Here is a 26341-nt window from a genome sequence, read left to right as displayed (position 1 = left end):
ATAACCCATGAAAAAAAATATAGTTACTCTAATTACAGTAATTGCTTTTGTTGGTGTTTCGTATGGACAGCAAAACAATATGTTTGATTTTCAAATAAAGAAATCCAGATCTGAGGATTACGAAATGCAACTGCAACTGTTCGATACGTCCAATGTACAGTTCATTGAAGTTCATTTTTTGGAGCAGGGCAATGAACTACTGATGGAAACCGCGTCACTGAACCAAAAGAAGGATGGCAACTTTTACTTGGCCAAAGGTAACGATGAAAAGGTTGTTTCGCCAGAAAATATGGTGTTGACCTTCACAAATGATTTTGGAATGCTCAAGGAGCATACGATTGAGGTTAGACTTCTTGACAAGGATTTTAACCTTCTTGTGTCCACTTCCCAACCGGTCATTGAATTCTAAAAAAAAAATTACAATGCGAAATCTTAACCTACTTATTGCTCTGTTCTTTGTTTCCTGCTACGCCCAAGCGCAATCAGACACCAACCTTTTGGTCGAGACCAATGCGACGGCTTCATTGAACTTATGTGGAACTTCGGAGACCTTGACGGTGACCATTACGAACTCTTCTTCGCAAACTGCGACCGGAGTAACTTTTACATCCGACTTGCCCACCGGAATAAGTGTGCTCAGTTCGCAATATACCAATACTGGAACTTCCAATGTCCCGATTTTTACCATTCCCGATATTTCTGGGAATTCCATGGTGAATTTTACATACGAAATTACTGGTGAATGTTCCTTGCTTACTGCCTTTCAAGGAACTATTGGGGATGCAACGGGATTTGATATCAGTAATCAAAATACCATATCGTATAGTCTTGATAATGGGCCAGGAATCAATTTTTCAGGTAATTCAGAATCTTATAATGTACGTTTTGCGGAGTTAGAAGTTAAGGTTGCGGACAACGATGTTAATCAATTTACAGGTGTTTTGGAAAAAGATATTGATGGAACGGTATTAACAAGAGAAGTAGAGGTCAGAAACTCCGGTTTGGGAAACCTTTCCGAGTATACCTTTTATTTGGATTTGGATAATAGAATTGTACATAATGAATTGTCTGTTGAAACTTCGTCAGGAACTCAAGTTGTTACCCCTTCTTCCACTATGATTTCTCCAATTGATCCAAATTTCAATAGGTATATTTATATTTTCGATGATTTTTCCCTAATCGGTAATAACGATCAGTTTTTTGGTCAAAATGAGGTCATGGTATTTACCGACAAAGTGTCGTTGTTCCCAGGGACATGTCAATCGGCTTTAGAAACCAATTATACGGCTAATTGGGGGTGCAATGGTTCCGTTTGTAATGATGGCGATCAAGAGAATAGGTCCATTGCCTATGTCTCCTTTATAGCAGGTAGACCTAGTTTAAGATTTTCTTATGGCTCAACTCCTTCTGGAGAGACAATTGATTCAGGGACACTTTGTGGAGATCAAGGGATTTACGAATTCAATATGATTAATGATGGGACAGGTTCTGCAATCCCGGATTCCGATACAGCTTACAATATAATATATAGGGAAACACAGGGTCTTGCAAGCAGTTACAGCATAAACGGCGTGATTTTTCCGGATGCAGATCCTTCGCCAACAAGTTATCGAGCAAATGTGGAAGATAGTCCATTGTTGACTACCGATCCAGATGGATCCGGAGTTGGCTTTGAAGATGTGGACAAAGATGGATTTTATGATGATCTGCCGGTAGGGAACATATTGAACATCCAAATTATAACAAATTTTGTATGGGATCCCAATAACTTCGATGTTACCTTTAAATCACTGACAAGCCAAAGGATATACTATAGCAATAATAATTGCTCACCTCTTAATTATTCCAATAACACGGATGATTTGCGATATTCATTTTCCTTGAGAAATTCACCAACAGCCGAAATTCCAGAGGAGCTTTCCACAAACCAAACTACCATATTCAAGTTTAATGTAGACGGCTACTCACCGAGTATTAGTCCTGACAATAGTGCATTGTTGTTCGGAGAGTACTATTCTGATTTTCATTTACCTGATGGATATGTGATAAGTGGGGCTAGGTGGTCTCAAAACCTTTCAGTACCATTAACCGTAACACAAATAGGGGATATATATAGGGTTTTTGGTGGAAATTATTCGGGGTATTATGAGCTGGATGTATCGGTTAATTGTCCAGGTAATGCCGCACCTGAAATTGATAATGTGGTCTGGAACATGTATTTGGATGCTTGCGGGAATTATGACACCTTGGAACCTATTGCGTTTGCCAGCGTGACTAGTTCTATTTTTACAAGTTATGATGGATGCTCGTCAGGTGGAGGAACTTGTGATTTTGTGACTGACTCGTTCAATGTGGATCGTAATACCTTTGGTTATGTAGATCCAGTTCCAGACGCAAATGAAGTTAAGTATTATACCAACAACCAATTGCAAACGGCAACAAGAACTACAAAGAATGACCTCGGTGTGGCATTGGATGTCTCCTATCCTTTAGACAACGTCTTGATAAGTTCAGAAGGGACTCTTTTGGCCAATCAAACCAATCCGGGAACCTATACAACATTATTTTTTGAGTTTGCATATAACAAACCCAATTCAGACGAATCGGGGCTACTGGTTCATCAAACGGATGGAACTTTGTCGATTGGTGGAAATAATTACATTTTATCTAATCCACAAATCTCTTATTCTGGAGAACGGGTTACTTATACATACACCATATCCGGTGTGTCGGTATCAAATGCTACGGAACAACCAATTACGGTGTCCGATTTAGAGCTACAATTTGTTTCAAAATCCGAGACTGGATTGTCAAGAGGGAAACATAAATTGAGTGTTTTTCGAGGCAAGTTCTATGGTCAAAAATCCAATGGGGATTTAGGGTGTGCCAATTCAAAGGGCACTGATTTCTCTTTATTGATACCACAGTTGGAGCCACAGGATTTTGTTTTTGATTTGACTTGCGACCTTACATTGAACACTGGCTATTTTATTATTGGCGCACCAGTTGGAGGTGTAGACGATTTTCCCAATGAATACAGACCTTTATTAATTTATGATAAATTGACAGTGCAACCACCTGAAAATTATCAAATCAAAGATGGTTTTCCATTTACTATCTATGAGTCTAGTTCTCAACAGATTGTAAGTGATTCGGATAGGACGCCAACATTAGAAAACGATCCAGGAACTGTGGGAGTGGATTTTACCTTTGATAACCATATCGCTCCCGATTATGGTGAAACAAATTATGATCTTTACCGTGTGACCCGGATGGCATTTGAACCAGTATGTGATGAAAACTATGAAATACCTGCTAACGGATCTTCCATTGGAGAGCGTTTTTCACTTTCTTTTATCGACCCCTTGGAAGGACCTAATCCACAAATTATTGAAAACACCTCGGGAAGAAGATTTTATGTAGACCCCTCCTTTGATATTTCTCCCAATGCTACTCAAGAGGGCTATGAAAGATTCGTAAGCTGGCCTGTTTTATTCTGCAATGAGGCAACTAGCTCCATAGGAAGCAGTATGTCTGGATCTTGGATAGCCCTGGAACTTAAAAGTGATGACACTAGAACACGACTGGTGGGTGCCACAGATGAGTCAGGGAATGATCTTGAAGTTGTTTATTATGGAGGAATGGATGCGGATTCTGCCCGGGGCATGTTGGTGAAAGTAGGGACCATTTCCCGGTCCAATTGTGTTACAGTTTTCCCAAAGGTGACCTATGTTGACTGTCAAAATGATGCCGTTCAGAATATTGATTTGCTTTCTAGTTGGAGTTGTGGGGACTATCCTCTTGAAGGCCTCGATCAAACAGAACTCGCTTCTATCGGTTCCTTAAAAAACCCAGGAGTTCTTTCCTGCCAATATCGATTGGATGAGCAAGAACTGACTTTGCGTTACAAAACCGGAGGGTTGACTTGGGAAGTAAATCGTTTGGATGATAATGTTGATCTTTGTGATGCCCTGACCTATGAGGTGAAGGTGTTGAGTTCAAGATATGCCAATGTATATGACACGGAGCTCACGGTAACGCTTCCCCCTGGAATTTCACAAGAGGATATTGCCAATATTCAATATGCATATGATGGTCAAACTGGTTTGGTCAACGTGGCCAACTTTATCGAGGACAACACCCCTAGTTCCAATAACTTTAAGATCAAGGTGTCGGAATTGGTCACTGATCTTTTGGTAACCGCTGGGGTAGCGGGCATCGAAGCGGGGGACAATACCATTCCAGGTTCCCGTTTGCCAGGAAAGAATGAAATAACTTTTTCTATTGATTTGGTCAGTGATTGTACCATGGACCCTGGAATTCCAGTACGTTTTGACCTTAATGGGGTTACCAATTGCAATGACGAGGTCAATTTATTCTTTAATCGTTTGTTCCCCATCAATGGGGTGGTGCTTCCTGATATGACCGTTGATGTTGCGGCCAGTGATTTTTTGGTTTGCAATACGCAGAACCAAGTGGATATTACACTTGATAATAATGACTCCAACACCTTGGATGACCAAGAGGTCAGATTAACTTTACCGGCAGGTGTCAGTTATGGTGGTACTGTTGGTGGCACACCGGAACCTGTACAAAGCGGAAATGTCCTTATCTGGTCGGTTGACGATATCAATACGAATAAAACCCAATCCTTCAGTATTTTCACGACCCTTACCGATTTTAATGAGATTTCGTTTGATTATGTTGTGGATGTGCTGCAAAGTGGACAGGCCGTATGCGTGGATGATCAACAGGCTTGTAATCTTCAGGTTACTACAGCCCAAGATATTGATAACGCAGGCCAGATCACTTTACCTGAGGCAACCATAAATCCAGTAGTTAGTACTCCGGTTTGTGAAGACGCACCCATAGTACTCACAGTGGAATTGGAAGGAGTTTCCGATTATTCAGGGTTTGATTTCAATTGGAATACAACCCCAGAATCCCAGAACGAAAACCAATTTACCTTCCGTCTGTCCAGTTCGACAAACCTGGAAGTAAACGTATCCCCCATAGGGAATAATAATCCTGCCTGTACTACCACGGTGTCTTATATGGCGGAAGTGTACCCGGGTGCGACGATTGCCATGAGCCTCGTGGAAGGTGTGACCTGTACAGGAGAGGCTGATGGTAAGGTGCAGGTCATTGTCAACGGAGAGACCGGAACAGGGTATACCGAACAACAACCCTTTGAGATTATAAGTACTTCCCACCCAGGCTTGGTGACCATTGGTCAAACCGTCGATAGCGGAGAGGTGCTCACGGTCCAAAACTTGCCGCTTGGGCCATTTTCCATAACGTTCAGGGATAATTATGGCTGTACCTTTGAGGAGACCCTGAATGTACCTTTGATAGATAATCCTATTATCAATTTTTGTACCTCCATACTGCCCTGTGATTCTGGGTCTGGTGATGTCAGTATGAATTTTGATTCCATGGATGCTCATAGTGCCATCAATGGTACCACATATAATGGCGCCGTAGTGGACAATCAAACCGGACTTTCCGTGCTTGATTTTACGGGTACTTTTGCTGATTTCCAATCCCATACGTTGACCAATGTGATGGACAATACGTCGTATACCTTGGAAATTACAGCGGCCAACGGTTGTGTCTACACACGTCCCTTTATGATCGAATCCTATTCGGTAACAGCGAATGTTGTCAATGATAACAACGATCCTTCATATTATCAACTCTGTTTTGCAAACGAAACACGTGATATTGTTGTGGGCATTGATGATAATGTTCCTTTCTGTTCCGGTTTCTCGGTACCAGATTATGAAGTGCTTTTTGGAACTGTGGATGAGAACGGGGATTATGTGGGCACCCCACAGAGCTTTGCGGGCATTACTGATGAAATCGCTTTCAATGGCCTTGGTGTCGGTAATTATAAAGTAACGGTAAGGCCTTCAGGAGTAACGGGTTACCCTGATGATATCAGCCTTTGTGAGGAGATTATTACTTTTAATATAACTTCAAGGGCCAACTTTGTGGCTTCATTGGAAACCAAAGATCCACTTTGTGCCGGCGGAGCATCCGGAAGTGCCGAGGTTATAATCAATGGAGGTTCTGGAAGCTTTACCTATGAGTGGAAACAACAGGGTAGTGGAGATATCATTTCCAATGGCTATCATGCCACGGGACTTGGTGCTGGTGATTATGAAGTGGTGGTGACCGATGCCAATGGTTGCCCCAACGCGATTCCATTGACTTTTTCCATTGTGGACCCCGCTCCGCTGGAAACTCCATTCATAGAAGATGTCCAAACCGCTTGTGAGGCTATTGCCGGTAGTGCCTCCGGTACATCGGCCATAGGGTATTCCTCTGGTGTGGCACCATATACCTTTAGGTGGTACGAAATCTTGACTACAACGGATTTTGAGGATAATCCTGTGACCAACGAATCTTTTGTTTATCAAGAGTCGGTGCCCGATGGAGGGGTTTCCACTTATCCCGGGATTACCCCTGGCGATTACAAGGTCACAGTGACCGATGCCAATGGGTGTACCGTTGAAAGTTTGGTAACTACGGTAACACAGCCCGATGTGGCACGTCAATACAATATCAATCTATCTTGGAGTTCCCAAGTGATACAGGAAAATGAAAACGCCGACCCGAGGACCTTTGAAATCGATCCCATTGGGCCGTCCAATTTCAGACAGGCCTTGGCTGCCATGGTGGAACGTTGTATACAGGAGGCCCAAGAAGTGTCCATGGCCAGTGTTGCCAATCTGCTAAAGGATGTGGAACAGCTGCAGGATACCGTAAGCTTGGCGTATACCAATTCCAGCGATGTTTATCATTATACCCTGTATTATTATGATAGGGCGGGTAACTTGGTACGAACCGTACCCCCCGAAGGAGTTAACTTGGCCACCAATGGAAGTGGCGAAATCGATAGGATTCCCACCAACCATACCCATGTAACTGGGTATGATTACAACAGTATTTCCCAATTGGGTCGACAAAGTACCCCGGATGGTGGAGAAACAAGGTTCCTGTACAACGATATAGGGCAATTGCTGTATTCCCAAAATGACCGTCAATCCAGTGGGAATGTGTTCTCCTACAGTATATATGATGAACTTGGCCGTATCGTGGAAGCTGGAGAGGCCCAATTAGCAGGCAAAACTTTTCCCGATGATTTCTTGGCCAATGGACAGGCGGATGAAAGCGTGGCCAGTTCCATTCTTTTAGAAGAAAAGATGGAATATATACGGACCACTTTCAACGAAAAGGCAGAGATTGCCTATCGCGGAGAGGAACAGCGTTTCCTAAGAAACAGGGTGAGCCAGATTTATAATCTGGACAAAAATGGACAAGAAAGCCATACCTATTATAGCTATGATCCCCATGGCAACGTTGAGTGGATTGTTCAACATCTTCCCGGCGTTGGACAGACCACCGTGGCCTATTCCTATGATCTGATCTCTGGAAATGTGAACGAAGTGGTGTTCAACTTGGGCAAAGTGGACGAGTACCATCACCAATACTCCTATGATGAGGATAACCGAATCATATCGGTAAGGACCTCTAAGGACGGCCATCTATGGGACGAGGATGCCCGTTACGATTATTACCTCCATGGCCCCTTGGCACGTACCGAGTTGGGTGAGGACCGAATCCAAGGACTCGACTTTACCTATACGATTCATGGATGGCTGAAGGGCATCAATACGCCAGATCTTGCACAAAGTGCCTATAATCCAGATGGGCCCAATACGGTTGGGGACCCTGCGGATACGCATGCAAAAGATGAGTTTGGGATGGCCTTGGGCTATTACAGCGGTGATTTTGCCCGGGATGGAGTGTTTGATACCCGATTGACGGCCAACAACCCATTTGTGCTGGAAAACCAGATCAATGCCATTCCCCAGGACCTGTACAATGGAAACATAAGTACTTGGGTGTCCCAGACGGCTGGAGAGGCCAGGGACAAAGCGGTGAGCAGTTATTTAGTGGGCAATGCCTACCAGTATGATCAACTCAACCGTATCAAGGAAGCGACCACCAAGGCCTTCAATGAAGGGAACCAGACCTTTGAGGATATCAATGGCCAAGCCAATAGTTTTAGAACAGCCTATACATATGATGGCAATGGAAACTTACAGACCCTACAACGGTATAAGGATGATGGCCAGTTGATGGATGACCTGCTCTATCATTATGACCTTACCGACCCGAACAAGTCCAACAAGTTGACCTATGTGGATGATGGTGTCGGTCAGATAAGCACGGAGATCAACGATCTTCCTGACCAGAACAGTGGAAATTACCTCTATGATGCCATTGGCCAGTTGATTAGGGACGAAAGTGAGGGCTTGTCCTATGTCTGGAATACCTCGGGCAAGGTTTCTGAAATCATTCCCGATGATACGGGCAATCCTGCGACACAAAAAGTTCATATGAAGTTTACGTATGATGGGATGGGGAACCGTATCGTCAAGCAGGTGAACCGTTTGCCCTATGTCGCCGGCAGCGGACCGCAGATCAATGACCCCGAAGCGATGGAAACCACGTATTATAGCTTGGATGCTCAGGGGAATGTCATGGGGATCTATAAGCGGGAGGATGTCAAAGTATTCCCAGGGGATGCCGAAGATACGAGCTATCGGGCGGTATATAGCATTATAGAGCGTCCCATGTATGGTAGTGACCGTATCGGACAGGATGTGCATGTAGCTGAGGTTTATAGTTCAGTATATGATTTTACCGATGATGCCGATTATGATTCGGTAATCATGGAATTTGTCGAGAGCATCAACAGTGTGGCCCTTGAGAATGTTCTTATAGCACAGAACGTTGACGAAGAACTAACAGATGATGAAGACAACACAGTTATAGTTCCTGGAACCAATCTGGCAACAGCAATGGTGGATGGGGAGTTCGTGGAACTGACGTACAATGCTAATTTGATACAGGGCGGCAACAGCACCCCGGTGTCCACGGCCAATAATATCTTTGTGATTGAGGATGCCCAGGGAGGATCCTTGGGATACGGTGTGGTATCCAGTGGTTACTTCAGCAATACTACAGATCAGGGTGTCATGTTGATCTATGGTGCCAATGGGGAACTAATACCTGGACTTGGTTTGATCAATGCCGATACTGCCGACCCTGTGGACTACGGTGCTAAAAGTGTGGTGGTAAAACACCCGGGCCGTAACGATACCTATTACTTGTTCTATAGGGACACTTCCGGAGACCTGAACACGGCGACCTTGAGCACGGCCTCCGGAAATCTGGAGGTAACCGCGGTTTCCGCAAGGAGCTTTAGCAACTATGGCCGCCATATGGCCGTGGTGGAGGACCGCAAGGAACAACAGGCCTATGTCTTTGCCACGATGCACACGGATGCCGTGCTGGACGGCAGTGGGAACGTGACCACTCCGCCACAGGCGACCCTGGTACGTTTTGCCTTGGACGCAACGGGAACCATTACAGAGGAAGGAGCCGTTTTGACCGCCTTTGACAGCTATGATACATTGGGCAATGGCGAACTGCAAGTGGCCCTTGATGGCAGTGCCCTAAGTATGTACAACTATACGGGACTGCCAACGCAGTGGACGGAAATGGCGCAGGCCGAGGTGCGCACATGGCAGTTCAATGAAAATTGGTTGCCCATGGAGGGCAGCGTGCAGCAAGTGGCCATTGACGGAAACATCGGCAAGGGTTCGCTATTGCATACGGGAGAGGAAATCTACTATACCCAGCATGTGCAGGAATCCAATGGGGAGCAGGCCAAAATGGTGGTGCGTGCCTCTAATGGCGAAGTGGTGGGCACCCAGATAGGGGACCTGCGTGCCAATGGGAACCATAAGTTCTATACCTTTATGGAAGGAACGGACAGCGGGTCGGAGTACAACTTGGCTGCCACCAATGTAGTAAACTTGAACAACCTACCTACATCCAGTAACGGGACCACGGGCTACCAGCCCTACCAATCTTTTGTGGTCAATGGGGTGACACCACCGGCCGCACAGGGAGTGGTGTACCGTAATGTGGGAGAAAAGCAATATGAACTGAAAGACCATTTGGGCAATGTTCGTGTAGTGGTAGGTGATAGGAAAAACTTGGATACAGCAACCGATGCGTTGAGTGCGGATGTGATAGCTTACAACAATTACTATCCCTTCGGGATGCAACAGCCTAATCGGAATTTTGACTCCCAAGAATACCGTTATGGGTTTAACGGTAAGGAAAAGGATGATGAGTTAAAGGGACAAGGTCATCACTACGATTATGGCTTTAGAGTGTATGATTCAAGGGGCGGTAGGTTTTTATCCCAAGACCCATTGTTCAAATCTTACCCTTGGTATACTCCTTATCAGTTTGCAGGGAATACTCCTATACAAGCAATTGATTTGGATGGGCTGGAAGAATATTATTACTGGGATGATATGGCGAAAAAGGTTGGTAAAACAACTATTGAAATTGTTCCGTATGTTTACAAAAACTTAAATGATGGTAGGCCGGATTTAGGCCAATATGGTTTTTATAAAAAAGAATCGGATGTTCTGGAAGCTGTATCACATGCTCAACGACTCATAGAGGCAAAATCGGCTAGGGAAAGTAAAATAGCAAGTTTAGAGTCATACAGGGAGTATCAGAGGTTAAGCAATCCGTTGTGGCTGACCTTTGAGTTCAGCCCGCTCGGAACGGCTGCCTCCTTGACAAACAATATCCATAATGAAGAATATGGGTGGGCAGCATTGGATGCTGGCTTGGGTCTTTTAGAGCTAAGGCTTTTGGCAAAGTCCAAAGCTTTTAAATCAATTAAAAGCAATACGCTGAGTTTTTCGCGTTTACCAATAGCGAGTTATTCAGCAGTGGATGCCAACAATCTTGGACAGGCCATTGAAAGGATATATAAATCAAGAAACAGACCGTCTTTTAGAAAAGGAGTGGTAGATGAAGTTTGGAAGAATGCCCAAAAAGGGAAACCTAATGGCAAAGTATACGATCCAAATACTGGAGAATTGTTGATGTGGGACAAATCAAAATCTAGAAACGGCCAATGGGACATGGGGCATTTACCACAAGAAAAATGGGACAAGTTAAGGCAGCAGTACATAGATGGAGATATATCTTGGGAACAGGTGCTAGAAAGATACAACGACCCCAAAAACTATAGGCCCGAGGCACCCTCATCAAATAGAAGTGGTAAAAATGATATTCAGAAAGAAGACTATAGATAATTATAAAAATATGGAAAATTTATTGTTTGACTTTGCCGAACAGAATGAAGAGGGCGAAGTAATCGATTTGATTGAAAAGGAGGGGGTCAATATCAATGCTAAGGACGATGAGGGTTATAATTTACTGATGGTATCTCTTTTTAGGGGATTAAAGATGCTGGCCCTTTATTTAATTGGTAGAGGAATAGATTTAAACCACCAAGACAATAAAGGGCAAACTATTCTACATCATCTAGCTGTTTTTTATGATGAAGAAGTCTTAATTAAATGTCTTGAAAAAGGTGTGGATATTGATATTCAGGACAATTATGGGAACCAACCGTTATGGGCCGCGGTATTTAATGATGATGGATATGGTAATAAAAGATTGACTATGATTCAAGCACTTTTAGGTCAGGGAGCAAACCCAAATCATTTGAATAATGCGGGTAGAAGTCCATTAATTTTTGCAGAAAATGCAGAATATGACGAAAGTATTTTAAAGATGTTGCGTTCGAAAAATGATGATTTGTTGTGATGTGACTGTAAATCTTCAACTAAAAGTGGACTGAACTTGGTCTATAGTTAAGTGATGGTTTTGAATTGGAAGGTGCGGAATATTTGGATTATAAAGAGAGTAGAGTGTTTATTTCTTGGGGTACAGCTAGGCTTAACCTAAAGAACTCAAATCCATCTACCATGAGTTTGTTTAGAGATAAGTATGGGTCGCTTAAATATCCAGCATTGAATACTATTGACTATGGTTATTCGGAAGTTGAATACATGAGTTTATTAGAGCAAGATGATACAATGGAGTTTTTGAAAGGCTCAAAACCCGAAGTGTTCAGATACTTTAAAAACAATGGAACTTACGATAATAGATATAACCCTAGATTAGTAGGGGGTGGGTTAAGAAATGCGAAAGGACATGTAGCTATTACTGCTGTGGAGACCATTAATTGGGGTTTGAGCAAATGGGTAGACTATGAGGTAAAACAGGACTACAAACTTTCCGAAGAGCATGAGAAAGTCTATTTAAAATTTGTAGTACCAGCTATTACAGAGACTTTGAATTCTGGAGATAAATATATCCCACAATATGCACGAAATGATTTTAGTTTGTCCTTGATTGCAAATACGATTCTTTACGGAGAAAAAGTTGAAGACTATGAGGACTTATATGAAATGGGCATGAAAATCTATAATGAGATAGCAAAGAAACCTGAGATTCCTAACAGAGAGCAATTGAAAACAATGGCTGACGATAAAACTAGAGAAGTATTGGAAGTGAAAAAGGACAACATCCAATCTAAATCGCTTAAAAGTAAAGGTGTAAATGAGGAAGAATAAAAAACAACTGTTATTCTTGCATTTAATCTTTCCAATACTTTTAATGGTTGGATGTAAGAGTAGTAAGGATTATTACTTTGATAAGATAAAAGGAACGTGGGAGATAAACGAAATATACTATAATCAAAAACCTTATAATGATTCCCTGTCTTTGAATGTTCTTTTTTTTGAAGATGAAAAATTTCCAGTATTGACAATTCCAAAAACTATTGAATTTGAGAGAACAACTGGAATTTGGGGAATTGAAACAATAGACAATGTTCAATATTTAAGGATAGAAACTAAGAATCATAGATTTAATGGTTTGTATAGAATGAATTTTTTTCACAACAAAAAGCGTGGATTATTGGGTGTTGATTTGGAGTCTGACAGCATGAAGATAAAGGCATATAAATTTCCTCGCTAACTCAAGGATTTTTCTTGTGCCTTAAAAGTAAAAATGTATTCAAACTTAGGAAGTATAAGATTAGTAGTAGGGACAGTAAAAACTTTGTACCGATATGGATGAACTGACTGCGGATGTGATTGCCTATAACAATTACTATACCTTTGGTTTGCCACAGCCCAATTAGAACTTTCATTTAGAAGACTAGCATTTTGGTTCTTGGAATCAGAAATCTATGTTGTATCCATTGGATAAACAAGTATTGGATTACGGGCGATTTCCAAGGTTTGGTTTTCATAAAGGCGAGCATCCTTTGTAATACACTTCGCTCATATACAGAAAATGCATTTTGACAACATGTTTTTCACTTGTTGCATCAATAGTGGTATGTTTATATTTCTTTGAAAAAAGTAGGATAAATAATACAAAAACACTAACCTTGAACAAGTCAAAAAAGCTATTTCAGATTTTTTGCCTATCACTTTTTTTGAATTCCCATATGGGAGCACAAGTGAAGTCAAAAGAGATTGTTCTCGATGAAAACCATTCCATCACCTATTCGGGATATACGGAAACCGGTAACTTTTATATCTTGGAGCGGGCCCATAAGGAAGATTACAAGACGCGTTACAGCGTTTGGAACGATGATTTTAAAACCTCCAGAACGTTAGTTTTGGATGACAAGGTCGATCTATCCAACTTTGATTCCACATCGGAGTCCGGGGCATATTTTACATACCAGCCGAAGGCGGGCCAATGGGAGCTGGTCTCAGATGGGGTTTTGGAGCTCAATGGTATATCCGAAAAGGATTATTCGGTATACCATGAACTTTTGACCGATGGGGCCTACTTTATCATCGGGAAGGAAATTACAGGGAAAAAGACAAAATTTTTCAGTGAAGGAACCCTGGTATCACAATCATCGACCTTTTCAGCATCGGATTATTTGGTCAAAAAAGTATTGGGCTCCGAAGGGATTGAGGTCCATTCGATAGAAACGCCGGAAAACTGCTATTGGAACAGTTCGGCCACCAGGGTGTTGGATCATGACGACTCCGGTTTTTGGGCTTCCTTTGTCGTGGAAGGTAATGATACAACCAGAACATACAAGCTGGTTCGGTTCTCCTATCAAGGAAAGCCCATCGAAACCCATGACCTTCCTATTGAAGTACTGGATCCGGCGAACGATAAGTTTGCCATCGCAAACCTGGAAAACGGCAGTTTTACCTCGACCACGGTCGTCAAACGATACGGCCTGGGAAATACTGTCGGTTCCACGGATACGGACAACTACAGCTTTGCCACTGACAATGCGAAGGGACATATTAAATTCGACCCTTATGATCATACGGTTTATATCTACGCCGGTATCAAACCAAAACGGGGTGATTCGGGAATTCTGATCAAAAAGTTCGACATGAAGGGAAATCTCCTTTGGCAAAAGCAACATACCCTGGAGGATACCAGCCTCCATTATATCAATAGTGCCAACAGGTATCTGTCATTTGATGTTTACCAGCCCTTTATTGGGGTGTCCGTCAATTCCACCAAAGGCACAAACTATTGTGACTTCTATGTGTTGGACAAGGATACGGGAGCTGTGGTGGCCGAAGAAAGATACAAGCGCTATGGATTCTATAGTCAATCCAGACACTACAATGGACTCTCCGCGGAATATGAAATAAAAACGGATGCTTATAAAAACTTAAAATTGGAGCGTTCGATAATTTATACAGCCCTTTATGATCGGTCGTTTCAAGATTATTTGAAACAGCTCAATGCTACAGGTGAATATTTGTTCAAAGGAATATATACCCCATCCGGGTTCAATACGATCAGTAGTTCCAAAAAGGGAAATGTCATCACCTTCCAAAAATTCAAGATATGAACACAAGATCATAGTAACGTCATCCCAAATCCTACAACAACCTACCTATGCATCTAATTCCTATAAAAGACTTTTGGCGTATTCACAATCCTTGGGCAATCTTCGCCCTGGGAGTACTTTTGATATGGGTGCCGCTGAATCTACGGGGACAGGCTCCTGAAATGTCCCTAAATAGAAAGGTGATCAATGAAGATGGCTTTCGAGAGATCGTCCATGTCACGGATCGAACTCCCGTTCCAAAAACAAAACGTACCTATTATTGGTACAAGACCCGTAGTGTGCACAGTTCCCAGGACAATTATGCCGGGGAATTGTTGGATGGAGACTACATCAGATATTATCCGAACAATCAACTGGCCGAAAAGGGCACCTATACAAAAGGCCTTAGGGAGGGGCTGTGGACCACTTGGTACCCCAACGGCAATTTGGCCTCGAAGTCCAGATGGAAGCAGGGAAGGGAGCACGGAAAATTCTTGCAATGGGATAGTTTGGGCAGTGCTTTGGAGCACGGAAAATATAGGAGGGGCAACAAAGTAGGAGAATGGGTGGACCATGCCCATGGGGATACCCTCCGGTATAAGCGGGGCCGTCTGGTCCCCATCGACACCACCGGCAATGATTCCCTTGCCAAAAGGGACTCATGGGTCAAACGCATCTTCACCAAAAAGAACAAGGAAAACGAGGAAGTAGATAACAGGGAAACTGCGGAAAAGCAAGGCTTTTTCCATCGCTTGTTCCAGAAAAAAAAGGCCAATGGAAGGGTTAGTCCCAAGGCACGACAGCGGATGATCGAGCAACAGAATGCGAAACCATCAAAAAAGGAGCCAAAAAAGCCCGGTTTCTTCAAGCGCCTGTTTCAAGGAAAACGTAAAAAGCCCAAGGAAAATGATTAAGGCCAGTTCGATATATTATGCAATCTTGATCTGTGTGGTCGTTGGTATCTGCTGCTCGGCCTTATTGCTGATCAGTCAGTATTCCAACTTATTTGCCCTGCAAATGGAAATGCGGACCGAACTTTTGGCCAACAACCGATCGGCCATCAACTATTTTTTGGCAAAGGGGCCTACAAGCATCGGGGATTCCGATGATATCGATCTTTTCGATAATGGTATCGTTTCGAGGGCAACAACCCATCCTTGGGGGCTGTACCATGTCCTTCAGGTCCGTTCCACGCTAAAACAGGATACGGTTTCAAGAAGTGTTCTTATCGGACAAAAATATAAAGAGCGGCCGGCCCTATACCTAGCGGATAGCGAAAAACCTTTGCAGATGGTGGGCAAGGCCAAGATCATAGGGGATGCCTATGTGCCCCAAAAAGGAATCAAGAAAGGGTATATCACTTCCCAATCCTTTAGTTCCTTTACCTTTTTGGAGGGTGCCCAATGGCATTCAACCCATAAACTGCCCAAACCTAAGGCAGGTTTTGTAGTTCCGGCGCGGCTTACCGATACGGTCGCTTTTGTCGAGGAACTGAAAAAGGGAGAGAAAGTCTATAACGCATTCGGGAATGCTCCACTGTATCTAAATCTTAGGGAAAATGAACTATTGGAAAGGGAATTGGAGGGAAAAGTGGTCCTCAAGGCCATGGACTCCATCTTTATACATAGGGACAATCGATTGGAGGATATCGTCATCCATGCGCCCATCGTGGTTTTTCAAAAAGGATTTGTGGGCAGCGTCCAAGTGACCGCTTCCCAAAAGATCATATTGCAAGAGGGTGCGGTCCTTGAATATCCTTCAAGTCTATATCTCAATTTCGAGGAGCCCGAAGAATCATTGATTTATTTGGAATCCGGGAGCAAGGTGTTGGGCAAGGTCGCTCTGGTGGGCACTGTCGGGGGTAAACCCGGGGTTAACCGGATAACCATAGGAAAAGATGCTGAGGTCATAGGAGAAGTGTATTGTGAGGGGAGCACAGAGCTTAAAGGACAGGTGATCGGTTCCCTGTTTACCCATGACTTTTATCTGAAGACCGAGGCTTCATCCTATGAAAATTACATTGAAGATGGCCGTGTGGACCAAAAAGCTTTGGACCCTGGTTTTCTGGGGACTATGATAGACGACAATATAATAGGATCGTATGGCATCATCAAAAAACTATAACATAAAGGCCGCCTCTTTGGTGGAATCCATTATGGCAATGGTCATTGTAGCAGTCTGTCTAGGAATTGCACTGGTGATTTATGTGAATGTTCTACAGAGTGATAGGGCCTTGCCCTTCTATGAGGCCGAACAAAAGGTCAAGGAACTGTTATGGTCAGATAAAGGAACACGGTTTCCGGAGCATGAGGATTTTACCTTTCCCACATATACCATCCAGAAAGAGGTGTCGAAAATGGAAGGGGTCGAAGCGTATCATATCAAGTTTACCGTGCGTTTGCCCAATGATGAAAAAATATATGAATATGTGGTACTGCAATAGTGACAAGATATATCGAAAGGCCTTTACGGTCCAAGAACTTTTGATCGCCATGGTGGTCAGTTCCCTGATCATGGGAATGATGTATGCCATTTATGTACAGCTGAACCAGCAATTGTATGCCTATAGGGATTATGCACAGGAGCAGATGGAGTACAATCAGTTCAAAAGTATACTGGCTTCCGATCTATTCCATGCCCATGAGATAGAGGCTATGGAAGACAATGTGATAAAACTTGGTTTTAAGGAAGGAAGGACGCATGAGTATCACTTTTTTGCCCATAGGGTAGTGCGGGAGCGGACGGATGTGCTGCGGGATACCTTTGCTATCGGAATTACCGCATTTCATTGGGAAGAAAATCAATGGGGCACGAGGCTCAGATTGGAGACCGAACTGGGAGGGATACCCATTACGATGACCGAGGTGATGGAAACCCCGATTGCAGACCAAATCAATAAAATGTATGGCCATGGGCGTTGATATATCCACATATCGATCCAGTAGGCCAAAAACGGCTGTAAAAAAAGAGGGAAAAGTAACCAAACTATTGGAATTGGAACTCAATAAGGGATTTTCCAATAAGAACAAAGTGGAGTTCTATAAGGAGTTTGCCACTTTATTGAATTCAGGAGTGGACTTTAGACAGGCGCTGGACATTTTGAAAAATCAGCAAAAGAAAAAGGTACACCAGGAATTTATTGCAGATATTACCAAGCAGGTGATCAAAGGAAAATCGCTCTATGCGGCCTTCAAAGATTCCGGGAAGTTTTCACCTTATGAGTACTACAGTATCAAAATAGGCGAAGAAACACGGAAGCTTGGTAAGGTGCTCAATGAATTGAGCCAATTCTTCGATAGAAAGGTAAAGACCAAAAGACAAATGATCTCTGTATTTACTTACCCTTCCTTTGTCTTGATGTTGACCTTGGGAGTGCTCTATTTTATGCTGCAATATGTGGTGCCCATGTTCTCATCCGTATTCCGGCAATTTGGAAAGGAACTGCCCGCATTGACCAAAAAAGTTATTGTGCTATCGGAAAATTTCACTGGGATCATGGTGGCCTCCTTGCTAACCTTCACGGTTTTGTTGGCCCTCCATTACCTGTATCGAAGGAACGTTGCCTATAAAGCCTTCCGCGCCAAGGCCCTGTTAAAGGTTCCCTTTTTGGGAAAATTGGTACATCAGGTCTATACGACCCGTTTTTGCCAATCGATGAGCCTTTTGTTGGGAGCGAAGACACCCCTGATCACCTCCCTTGAACTGGTGCATAAAATGATAGGGTTTTATCCATTTGAATCCAGTTTGGAAAGGGTCAAAGCAGATGTGTCCAAGGGAGAACAGTTGTCAACGGCTCTTTCCAAACATCCGGTATATGATTTTAAGATGATTTCCATGGTCAGTGTTGCGGAGCGTGTCAACACCTTGGATGAGATGTTCGAGCGATTGGCCCTACAGTACGAAGAGGAAACCCAGCACCAAACCAAAATGATAGGGGTGGTGGTGGAGCCCTTGATCATTGTGATCATCGGATCCATTGTTGGGGTGGTCCTTATCGCCATGTATTCGCCCATGTTCGATTTAAGCAAAATATTACAACAATGATAAGAATGAAACCAAAACATAATATAATGAAAATATCGTCCAAAACCCTTTGGGCCAAAGCCTACTCCATGTCGGAACTTTTGGTGGTCCTGTGCATTATAGGGATATTGATCTTATTGGTGCTTCCCAACCAAACCTCGGTCATTGCTCAGGCCAAGGCTATAGAGGCGCAAAGTATGCTCAATCATTTGTATGGCCTGCAAAAGAGCCATTTTTACCGCTTTTCCAAATATTCCAATGATCTGGAGGCCTTGGGCTTCGAGCACGCCCCTACGATCAACGAAGGGGGACAGGCCATCTATCGGATAGAGATTATCGAGGCCTCGGTAAATTCCTTTAAGGCACGGGCGGTATCCCTTTCGGATTTTGATGGTGACGGGAATTTCAATACCTGGGAGATCGATCAGAACAAGTTGTTGGTGGAATCGGTTAAAGATTGATCGGGATGGTGCTGCAAATAGTATTAATGGTCGCTCTGGCCTTGGTGGTCTATCAGGATTTAAAAATGAGGATGATCCATGTCGTGCTCCCGTTGTTGATCTTCGGTTTGTCCCTGAGCTTGAATTGGGGAAGTATTGCCTACAGGGACTGGTTGTGGTCCTTGGGGTTCCTGCTATTGAATTTCATCGTGGTGACCCTATATTTTTCTTTTAAGCAAAGGGCCTTTGTCAATCCGATCGACAAGATGATAGGGTGGGGGGATGTGCTGTTTTTGATCGGGGTCCTACCGTTGTTCTCGTTCAGGGGCTATATCAAGTATTTTGTAATGGGCATGATTTTTTCACTGCTTCTTTTTTTGCTCATGCGAACGATCTATCCCCGATACAGGACGGTTCCCTTGGCAGGCTTTCTTTCCTTGTTCCTTATCGGGAACAAGATCATGGAGGGCCTCACGGACGATTATTTTCTAACCTAGGCTATACTAAACTTGGAACCTTTGGAACATATCGAAATAGGTGTAGAACTAAGGCAGATCATTAATGCCGATTTGGCCCACCATTACCGCATCGTACCCAAAAATGACTCCGCGGATGCTTTGGAACTTTTCATAGAAATCGGAAGGCCCACGGATGCCATCTTGGAGGAACTTCAGCTTTACTTGGGCAAGAAGGTCATGTTTTGTGAGGTGGCCAAGGAAGTGTTGAACAAGGCACTGTTTGAGTACTACAGAAAGGAGGATATCGCATTGAAATCCCCCGGGGGTAGAATTACGGCCCAACGTGGCTTTTTGGAGGACCTGATCTTGGAGGCCAAGTCGATCGGAAGCAGTGATATCCATTTTGAAGCCTATGAGGAAGATGCCCGGATACGTTTTCGGATCGACGGACTGCTTATAGAAAAATATAAGGTGCCAAAGGAATCCTATCTAGAGCTCATCAATAAAATTAAAATAGAGGCAAATCTGGACATTACGGAAAAACGGTTGCCTCAAGATGGTAGGATACATTTTGGGGAGTTCGATATAAGGGTATCCATTTTACCCACCTTGCACGGAGAAAAGACCGTAATGCGCTTATTGGGGAAGGATACGGCACACCTGAACTTGGAAGAGGTCGGCTTTGAGGAAGACCAATATGACATCTATACCGAGGCCATAAGACAGTCCAATGGGATGGTGTTGATCAGCGGTCCCACCGGTTCTGGAAAAACGACAACTTTATATGCCACACTAAAGGTCCTCAACGATAGCAAAAGAAATATAGTCACGGTTGAAGATCCCATCGAATATACCTTGAGGGGAATCAATCAAGTACAGCTAAAAGAGGATATCGGCCTGGGGTTCACCAGTGCCCTACGATCCTTTTTGCGACAAGATCCAGATATCATCATGTTAGGGGAAATCAGGGATGCGGAAACGGCCCAAATGGCCATTAGGGCATCTTTGACAGGACATTTGGTGCTTTCCACGATCCACACCAACTCGGCCATTGGGACCATTTCAAGATTAGTGGATATGGGGGTTCCCGCTTTTTATATTGCAGAGACCCTGAACGCTTCGATTGCCCAGCGCTTATTGCGGAAATTATGTGATTCCTGTAAAACGGAAATCCCATTTGACCGTAAGGACTTTCCCATGGACTATCGTCTCCCAAGTCCGCTTTTGGGCTATTGTGCACCCAGCGGCTGCCCTGATTGTTACTATACGGGATACAAGGGTAGGGTGGCCATTTACGAGGTGTTGCCCATTACACCGGAAATCGCCCATGCCATCAAGGAACATCCCCAAAATTTGAAGGAGCATATCCATTATGACTACGCTACGCTTTCACAGAAAGCTTTCGACCTATTGGCAGACGGGCGCACTTCCATTGAGGAAATATATTCGCTTTTAATCAGAACATAATATGAAAAGATACTTGGTATACCTAACGATATTCATCTGGGCCTTCCATGGTCACTCCCAAACGGAGACCGAGGCCTTGCTCAATGCCTATGCAAACGATCATCCCGAACTGCAGGAAACCATCACCATCGACATCTCGGGACTTACTATTTATGAGTTTTTGAATTCGGTTGCCCTGGAACACAAAATCAACCTTAGTGCGGATGCTGACCTTACCAATATGGTCGAGAGCAGTTTCTTTGAGATTCCTGTGAAGGATGTATTTATGTTCATTGCCAACAAGTACAGGGTCGATGTCGAAATTGTCAATGAAATTATCGTGTTTACCAAGAAACAAGAGGAAAGGCCTGTTGTAGAACCTCCCAAGCCAAAGGAAATAGAGGTGTCCTACAATGAAGAAAATGATTTTTTGTCCGTCAAACTGTCCAATGAGGCATTGGAAAACGTGGCCCAAAAAATCACGGATGTTTCGGGGAGAAACTTGGTGATCGGTCCTTCGCTTCGGGACAAAAAGGTCTCCGCTTATATATTGAACAGGCCCTTTGCCCAAGTTGTGGAAATGATGGCCAGATCTAATCAGATGGTACTGACCATTGATGATAATGGATTTTATTATTTGGAAAAGGCATTGGATATGGAAAACAATGCCTTATCCCCAAAAAGCAAGGGAAAAGGGATAGTGTCACTGGCCAGTCTCGAGTCCTCTGCCGAAGTGAAAGTTCAGGAAAATGGCTTTTTGAGCATTAAGGCATTCGATGCCGATATCACGGCCCTGATCGCCGAAGTGGCCGAGCAGCTCCATATCAACTATTTTATGTACAATCGCCCCGATGGTTTGACCACTACCCTGGTATCAGAAATGATGACTTTTGATGATCTTTTGGACCATGCGTTCAAAGGGAAGGTATTTACCTATAAAAAGTCGGGGGATTTTTACCTGATCGGGGACCAAAATGTAGAAGGACTGCGGAGTACGGAATTGATACAACTGGAAAACCGGACCATTGAGACGGTATTGGAGACCCTCCCTCAAGATTTGTTGGAAAATATTGAGATCAAGGAGTTTCTGGAGCTGAACGGCTTTGTTGTTTCCGGATCGCGACCCAGAATATTGGAAATCAAGGAATATGTAAAGGAAATCGATGTGGTGGTCCCTATGATCTTGATAGAGGTGCTTATCGTACAGTATCAAAAATCCAGTGAGGTACAGACAGGCATACAGGCAGGTCTGGACAGTGAGCCCCGAACTACCTCGGGTGTTCTTTTCCCCACTACGGATGTGCAGGCCAACAGTACTTCGGTGAATTCCTTGATTGATGCTTTTAACGGTTTTGGAATATTTAATTTGGGGAAGGTCACGGAAAATTTTTATCTCAACCTAAGGGCCTTGGAGAACAATTCGGTGATCAACCTCAAATCCACACCAAAAATATCCACATTGAACGGGCATGATGCCAAACTGTCCATAGGGGAGACCAGTTACTATTTTGAACAGAACAATCGCTTGATCAATAGTGGTCTGGGCAATGATGTCCTCCAATCGGGCCAATGGAAGTCAACGGATGCCAACCTCAGTGTGAACATACGACCATTTGTATCCAAGGATGAACAGATTACATTGAACATTATTGTCGAACGCAGCACCTTCTTGGGAAGACAAGGGGAGAACGCTCCTCCTGGCAAAGCAACTCAGCAGTTCGAATCCATGGTTCGCTGTCTTAACGGCGAGATGATACTCTTGGGGGGATTGGACGAACTGGATAAACAAAACTCGGGCACGGGAACCCCAGGGTTGTCAAAAATACCTGTGCTGAAATGGTTTTTCAGTAGTAGAAGAAAGAGCAATAGCAAATCCAAGCTCCATGTATTTATAAAACCTACAGTTGTCTATTGATGTTGGCACAAATCAAAAATATCAATCTTCTTGATGCGAAGGAATTTGCGGTCATAGGCGTTGTTCTCGGAAATCCAGTGCGATTCCATATCGGCTTCGTTCGCAAAGAGAGCGGAGAACTTCGATTGTCCAGAACCTTTGAGTGTAGCAATTTCCTGGAGGTCCAAAATGCTATTCCTAAAAAGATTCCGGTGATTCTAAATTTTTCCAACAAAGGCGTCATCAATCGAATGGTCAAGGCCCAAGGTGAATACTTAAAACAGGTACTTTTTAACGCTCGGCCGGAAGATTTTTACAGCTATGTACTCCACGGCAATGAGCACAACTTTGTGTCCATTTGCAGGAAGGAAGTTGTCGATCAGCATATTGGACAATTGCGAGGGGCCGGATACCATCTTGTGGATTATAGCATAGGTCCCTTTGTGGTAGGGGAGTGCTCGGGAATCATTGAAGAAGACAAGATACGGACCCAACATGGTGAACTTTCCTTCTCCAATGGAAGCCTTGTGAAATTTGAGATGCTATCCAATGATGCAGGGGAAGGAACCTATACGCTGGGCAACGACAAGGTAAAAGGCGGTGAATTGGTATGGTTGGCCGCCGTACTCAACTATTTGCATCCTTCCGAACGTATCGAATATGAAAAAGGGATGTTATGGGGCGATAAGAGGGAATATAAACGCAAAAAGATTTTTGAGCTGTTGGCCGTTAGCGGACTTGTTGCTTTTATGTCAGCCCTTTTGGGCAGTTATCTGTTGCTACTCTATTTCAATAAAGAATATGTAAGGTGTGAAGAACAGCTCTATCACTTTACCGACAATTATGCCCAGATTAAAAAAATGGAGGAAGATTTAGCCAACAAGCGCTTTATCGCTGAAAACTCGGGGGTGTCCAATAAGAACTTCCTATCCTTCTACTTGAACGAACTTATAGGGACAACACCATCAGGTGTGCTGTTGAACCATGTTGAGGTCAATCCCCTGGATAAAAAAGTAAAGTCCAATGAGCCGGTTTCCCTACAATCCAATATGATTTTGGTATCAGGGGAAACCAACAACAGTTATTATGTGAACCAATGGGTAAAGCAACTGATGACATTTCCCTGGGTCGCGAAGATCGAGATCATGCGTTTGAACCGGATTGATGGGGATAAAGAAACATTTTCCCTTAAACTAGAAATCGATTAGATGTTTGAAAGGTATTCATATAAACAAAAGTTGATAGCGCTTTCCATCGTGTTGGTGCTCTTGCTGATTACTGCGAATAAAAGATCCTTCAAGGTGACCGCACAAGCCTACCAACAATTGCAAGAGGTACGTGGGCAGTTGGAGTTTATGCGAATGTCCGGGCAGGGGTCTATGGACCTGCAGCGACAGTTGGAACGCTATGATCGCGTCATCGGGAAGCAACATGTTGATCCCGGCGTGGCACAGCAATCCATTTTGGATTTCGCCACCAATTATGATGATGTAAGCATAGCAGAGCTCAAGGAAACCCACTTTTCGCAGACCAAAGGTTTTGATGTGGTTACCAATCAACTCATACTACAAGGAGACTATTCCTCCCTATCCCAGGTGGTGTACGCATATGAAAAAAGTTTTGATGTCTCCTCTCTGGTGGGTATCCAATACTTTACGGAGAAAAACTTCAATAAAAGAACTAAGGAACTAAAGGTCCTTCTAATATTTCAGAACTATGAAAAGAATAAGTAATCTATTGGTTGGTTTGGCTGCTGTTTTGGTATGCACATCCTGCGACGATATTTTTGAGGAGGATATTTCGGATGATATTATAACTATCATAACCCCTACCCAAGATGAGGTGATTTCTGGAAATACCGTGACTTTTATGTGGAATGGTCTGGAAGGGGCGGATAACTACAGGGTTCAAGTATCGCGATCCAACACATCGGAGATGACATTGGATTCATTGGTGGGGAAAACATCGTTGAGCGTACCATTTCCTTCGGGAGAATTTGAATGGCGCGTCCGTGGCGAAAATTTCGCCTACACTACAAGTTATACTTTTCCGGAAGGTTTCTTGGTCGAGTCCAGTAATGACCTTTCCGTACAAAATGTTTTTCTAAGCACCCCATCAGATAATTTTTATACTAGAAACAATACTATTATTCTCAATTGGTCTGTATTGGAGGCAGCCGAATCCTATAGTCTTCAAGTAACCAAGACCATCGGAGGAAATAGTTCGGTGACCTTGCAACAGGATGAACTTGTCAGTACCTCCTTCACTTTGGATGCCAATACACTTGATGGGGATGCAGCCTTTAAATGGTCGGTCAAGGGGGTAAATGAGACCAGTGAGACCCCTTTCTCGAATCGAACGATTTTGTTGGATACCCAAGTGCCCAACCAGCCATCCTTGATTTCTCCCAACGATGCAGAGACAGTAGGTACCATCGTGGATTTTTCCTGGGGTTCGCCAGAAGATATCGGTGCGGTGCAGTCCCCGTTACAAAGTTTGTTGGAGATTGCAACGGAAGAGGACTTTTCTGCCATACTACAAACATATACGGTTGCGGGCGGAAGCGGGGAAAGGCAGCATGAGTTTTCGAACCCCGGAGAATATTTTTGGAGGGTCCGTATGGAAGACCAGGCGGGCAACATAGGTCAGTATAGTGTCGTTAAAACCATCACGGTAGAATGAAACAGAGGAAAATAATGAACAAGGTGCTGTTATTGGGGGTGTTGGTCATCTGGGTCTTTGTGCTCAAGAGGGCTTTTTCCATATGGGGAAAGGAATCCGAAGGTGTCCGCAATCTTGTGGAAAATGCCACTCCTGCAAAGATCCCTTATTTTGAAAAGGATACCTTTAAATTGCTCGTGTTGGATCGAGATCCTTTTTTAGAGTACCGGTCGGAGAGAAAACTGAAGGTAACCGATAAAGTAACCAGACCCCGGGTCCAAAAAAACACTGCTCCCAAGGTGGCCAAAGCATCAAAGACCCAATGGCCCAAATTGCAATATTACGGATACCTGCAAGCAGATTCCAGATCGGAAAAAATGGCGTTGATCAAAATTGACGGTAAACTTCATAGGATAAGGGAAAAAACGACAGTTGAAAGTATTCAGGTGATGAAAGTATATAAGGACTCCGTTGTCCTAAAAAGAGACGGAAGCCGTAAGGTCATTGCCAAATAAAATGGATGGCTGGTCTTCCCAATAGTCAGACTCCAAGCCCAACCAGAGGTAATACTCGTTTTAGAGAACATTATGTGATTATCTCAAGTTCGGGAGAAAATGGGGTGGGATGTAGAACTGGT

The 26341-nt window shown here is 43.6% G+C and carries 19 protein-coding genes; all 19 read left to right on the top strand.

Features of this window, described 5'->3' with window-relative positions; genetic code table 11:
* Positions 1–7: 7 nt before the first annotated feature.
* Positions 8–409 (top strand): hypothetical protein, encoded by a 402-nt coding sequence (locus J0656_RS17345; RefSeq protein WP_207036214.1) that lies wholly within the window; start codon positions 8–10, stop codon positions 407–409.
* 13 nt (positions 410–422) lie between these two features.
* Entirely contained in the window at positions 423–11201 is a 10779-nt protein-coding gene (locus J0656_RS17340) for a GH-E family nuclease (RefSeq protein ID WP_207036212.1), read from the top strand.
* Between the two features lie 10 nt (positions 11202–11211).
* Positions 11212–11718 (top strand): ankyrin repeat domain-containing protein, encoded by a 507-nt coding sequence (locus tag J0656_RS17335; protein ID WP_207036210.1) that lies wholly within the window; start codon positions 11212–11214, stop codon positions 11716–11718.
* A gap of 161 nt (positions 11719–11879) precedes the next feature.
* A complete protein-coding gene (locus tag J0656_RS17330) occupies positions 11880–12530 on the top strand; it encodes a hypothetical protein (RefSeq protein WP_207036208.1) in 651 nt (216 codons plus the stop codon).
* Entirely contained in the window at positions 12517–12936 is a 420-nt protein-coding gene (locus J0656_RS17325; protein WP_207036206.1) for a hypothetical protein, read from the top strand. The genes J0656_RS17330 and J0656_RS17325 overlap by 14 nt, the downstream gene beginning before the upstream one ends.
* Positions 12937–13354: 418 nt before the next feature.
* Entirely contained in the window at positions 13355–14803 is a 1449-nt protein-coding gene (locus J0656_RS17320) for a hypothetical protein (RefSeq protein ID WP_207036205.1), read from the top strand.
* A gap of 47 nt (positions 14804–14850) precedes the next feature.
* Entirely contained in the window at positions 14851–15696 is an 846-nt protein-coding gene (locus J0656_RS17315) for a toxin-antitoxin system YwqK family antitoxin (RefSeq protein ID WP_207036203.1), read from the top strand.
* Positions 15689–16906 (top strand): hypothetical protein, encoded by a 1218-nt coding sequence (locus J0656_RS17310; protein ID WP_207036201.1) that lies wholly within the window; start codon positions 15689–15691, stop codon positions 16904–16906. Before J0656_RS17315 ends, J0656_RS17310 begins: the two co-directional genes overlap by 8 nt.
* Positions 16884–17225 carry a hypothetical protein gene (locus J0656_RS17305; protein ID WP_207036199.1) on the top strand — a complete coding sequence of 114 codons (342 nt, stop codon included), beginning with the start codon at positions 16884–16886 and terminating at the stop codon, positions 17223–17225. Before J0656_RS17310 ends, J0656_RS17305 begins: the two co-directional genes overlap by 23 nt.
* Positions 17209–17703, top strand: coding sequence for a PulJ/GspJ family protein (locus J0656_RS17300; RefSeq protein WP_207036197.1), 495 nt, complete (start codon positions 17209–17211; stop codon positions 17701–17703). Before J0656_RS17305 ends, J0656_RS17300 begins: the two co-directional genes overlap by 17 nt.
* Entirely contained in the window at positions 17693–18826 is a 1134-nt protein-coding gene (locus J0656_RS17295; RefSeq protein ID WP_207036195.1) for a type II secretion system F family protein, read from the top strand. The genes J0656_RS17300 and J0656_RS17295 overlap by 11 nt, the downstream gene beginning before the upstream one ends.
* Before the next feature lie 26 nt (positions 18827–18852).
* Positions 18853–19266 (top strand): type II secretion system protein, encoded by a 414-nt coding sequence (locus J0656_RS17290; protein ID WP_225604577.1) that lies wholly within the window; start codon positions 18853–18855, stop codon positions 19264–19266.
* Positions 19267–19271: 5 nt separating this feature from the next.
* A complete protein-coding gene (locus tag J0656_RS17285; protein WP_207036193.1) occupies positions 19272–19742 on the top strand; it encodes a hypothetical protein in 471 nt (156 codons plus the stop codon).
* A 21-nt stretch (positions 19743–19763) separates the two neighbouring features.
* Entirely contained in the window at positions 19764–21170 is a 1407-nt protein-coding gene (locus J0656_RS17280) for a GspE/PulE family protein (RefSeq protein WP_207036192.1), read from the top strand.
* A gap of 1 nt (position 21171) precedes the next feature.
* Positions 21172–23064: a type II secretion system protein GspD gene (locus J0656_RS17275; protein ID WP_207036190.1), complete on the top strand. Its 1893-nt coding sequence runs from the start codon at positions 21172–21174 to the stop codon at positions 23062–23064.
* The gene (locus tag J0656_RS17270) at positions 23064–24251 is read left to right on the top strand and encodes a hypothetical protein (RefSeq protein ID WP_207036188.1); all 1188 of its coding nucleotides are present in this window, start codon (positions 23064–23066) and stop codon (positions 24249–24251) included. Before J0656_RS17275 ends, J0656_RS17270 begins: the two co-directional genes overlap by 1 nt.
* Positions 24252–24776: a hypothetical protein gene (locus J0656_RS17265; protein ID WP_207036187.1), complete on the top strand. Its 525-nt coding sequence runs from the start codon at positions 24252–24254 to the stop codon at positions 24774–24776.
* The gene (locus J0656_RS17260; RefSeq protein WP_207036185.1) at positions 24760–25725 is read left to right on the top strand and encodes a hypothetical protein; all 966 of its coding nucleotides are present in this window, start codon (positions 24760–24762) and stop codon (positions 25723–25725) included. The genes J0656_RS17265 and J0656_RS17260 overlap by 17 nt, the downstream gene beginning before the upstream one ends.
* Entirely contained in the window at positions 25722–26219 is a 498-nt protein-coding gene (locus tag J0656_RS17255; protein WP_207036183.1) for a hypothetical protein, read from the top strand. The genes J0656_RS17260 and J0656_RS17255 overlap by 4 nt, the downstream gene beginning before the upstream one ends.
* Positions 26220–26341 lie beyond the last annotated feature (122 nt).

Source organism: Flagellimonas aurea, from assembly GCF_017313785.1.
GTDB classification, from domain to species: domain Bacteria; phylum Bacteroidota; class Bacteroidia; order Flavobacteriales; family Flavobacteriaceae; genus Flagellimonas; species Flagellimonas aurea.
The sequence above is the reverse complement of the archived record's forward strand: the minus strand, read 5'-3'. Positions and strand labels throughout refer to the sequence as shown.

Bases quoted from the DNA above. Each gene is read 5' to 3' on its own strand.
- J0656_RS17255 (WP_207036183.1), top strand. From the start codon at position 25,722: ATGAAACAGAGGAAAATAATGAACAAGGTGCTGTTATTGGGGGTGTTG.
- J0656_RS17285 (WP_207036193.1), top strand. From the start codon at position 19,272: ATGGTGCTGCAAATAGTATTAATGGTCGCTCTGGCCTTGGTGGTCTAT.
- J0656_RS17290 (WP_225604577.1), top strand. From the start codon at position 18,853: ATGAAAATATCGTCCAAAACCCTTTGGGCCAAAGCCTACTCCATGTCG.
- J0656_RS17330 (WP_207036208.1), top strand. From the start codon at position 11,880: ATGAGTTTGTTTAGAGATAAGTATGGGTCGCTTAAATATCCAGCATTG.
- J0656_RS17300 (WP_207036197.1), top strand. From the start codon at position 17,209: ATGTGGTACTGCAATAGTGACAAGATATATCGAAAGGCCTTTACGGTC.
- J0656_RS17275 (WP_207036190.1), top strand. From the start codon at position 21,172: ATGAAAAGATACTTGGTATACCTAACGATATTCATCTGGGCCTTCCAT.
- J0656_RS17310 (WP_207036201.1), top strand. From the start codon at position 15,689: ATGATTAAGGCCAGTTCGATATATTATGCAATCTTGATCTGTGTGGTC.
- J0656_RS17270 (WP_207036188.1), top strand. From the start codon at position 23,064: ATGTTGGCACAAATCAAAAATATCAATCTTCTTGATGCGAAGGAATTT.
- J0656_RS17325 (WP_207036206.1), top strand. From the start codon at position 12,517: ATGAGGAAGAATAAAAAACAACTGTTATTCTTGCATTTAATCTTTCCA.
- J0656_RS17265 (WP_207036187.1), top strand. From the start codon at position 24,252: ATGTTTGAAAGGTATTCATATAAACAAAAGTTGATAGCGCTTTCCATC.
- J0656_RS17345 (WP_207036214.1), top strand. From the start codon at position 8: ATGAAAAAAAATATAGTTACTCTAATTACAGTAATTGCTTTTGTTGGT.
- J0656_RS17260 (WP_207036185.1), top strand. From the start codon at position 24,760: ATGAAAAGAATAAGTAATCTATTGGTTGGTTTGGCTGCTGTTTTGGTA.
- J0656_RS17295 (WP_207036195.1), top strand. From the start codon at position 17,693: ATGGGCGTTGATATATCCACATATCGATCCAGTAGGCCAAAAACGGCT.
- J0656_RS17305 (WP_207036199.1), top strand. From the start codon at position 16,884: ATGGCATCATCAAAAAACTATAACATAAAGGCCGCCTCTTTGGTGGAA.
- J0656_RS17315 (WP_207036203.1), top strand. From the start codon at position 14,851: ATGCATCTAATTCCTATAAAAGACTTTTGGCGTATTCACAATCCTTGG.
- J0656_RS17335 (WP_207036210.1), top strand. From the start codon at position 11,212: ATGGAAAATTTATTGTTTGACTTTGCCGAACAGAATGAAGAGGGCGAA.
- J0656_RS17340 (WP_207036212.1), top strand. From the start codon at position 423: ATGCGAAATCTTAACCTACTTATTGCTCTGTTCTTTGTTTCCTGCTAC.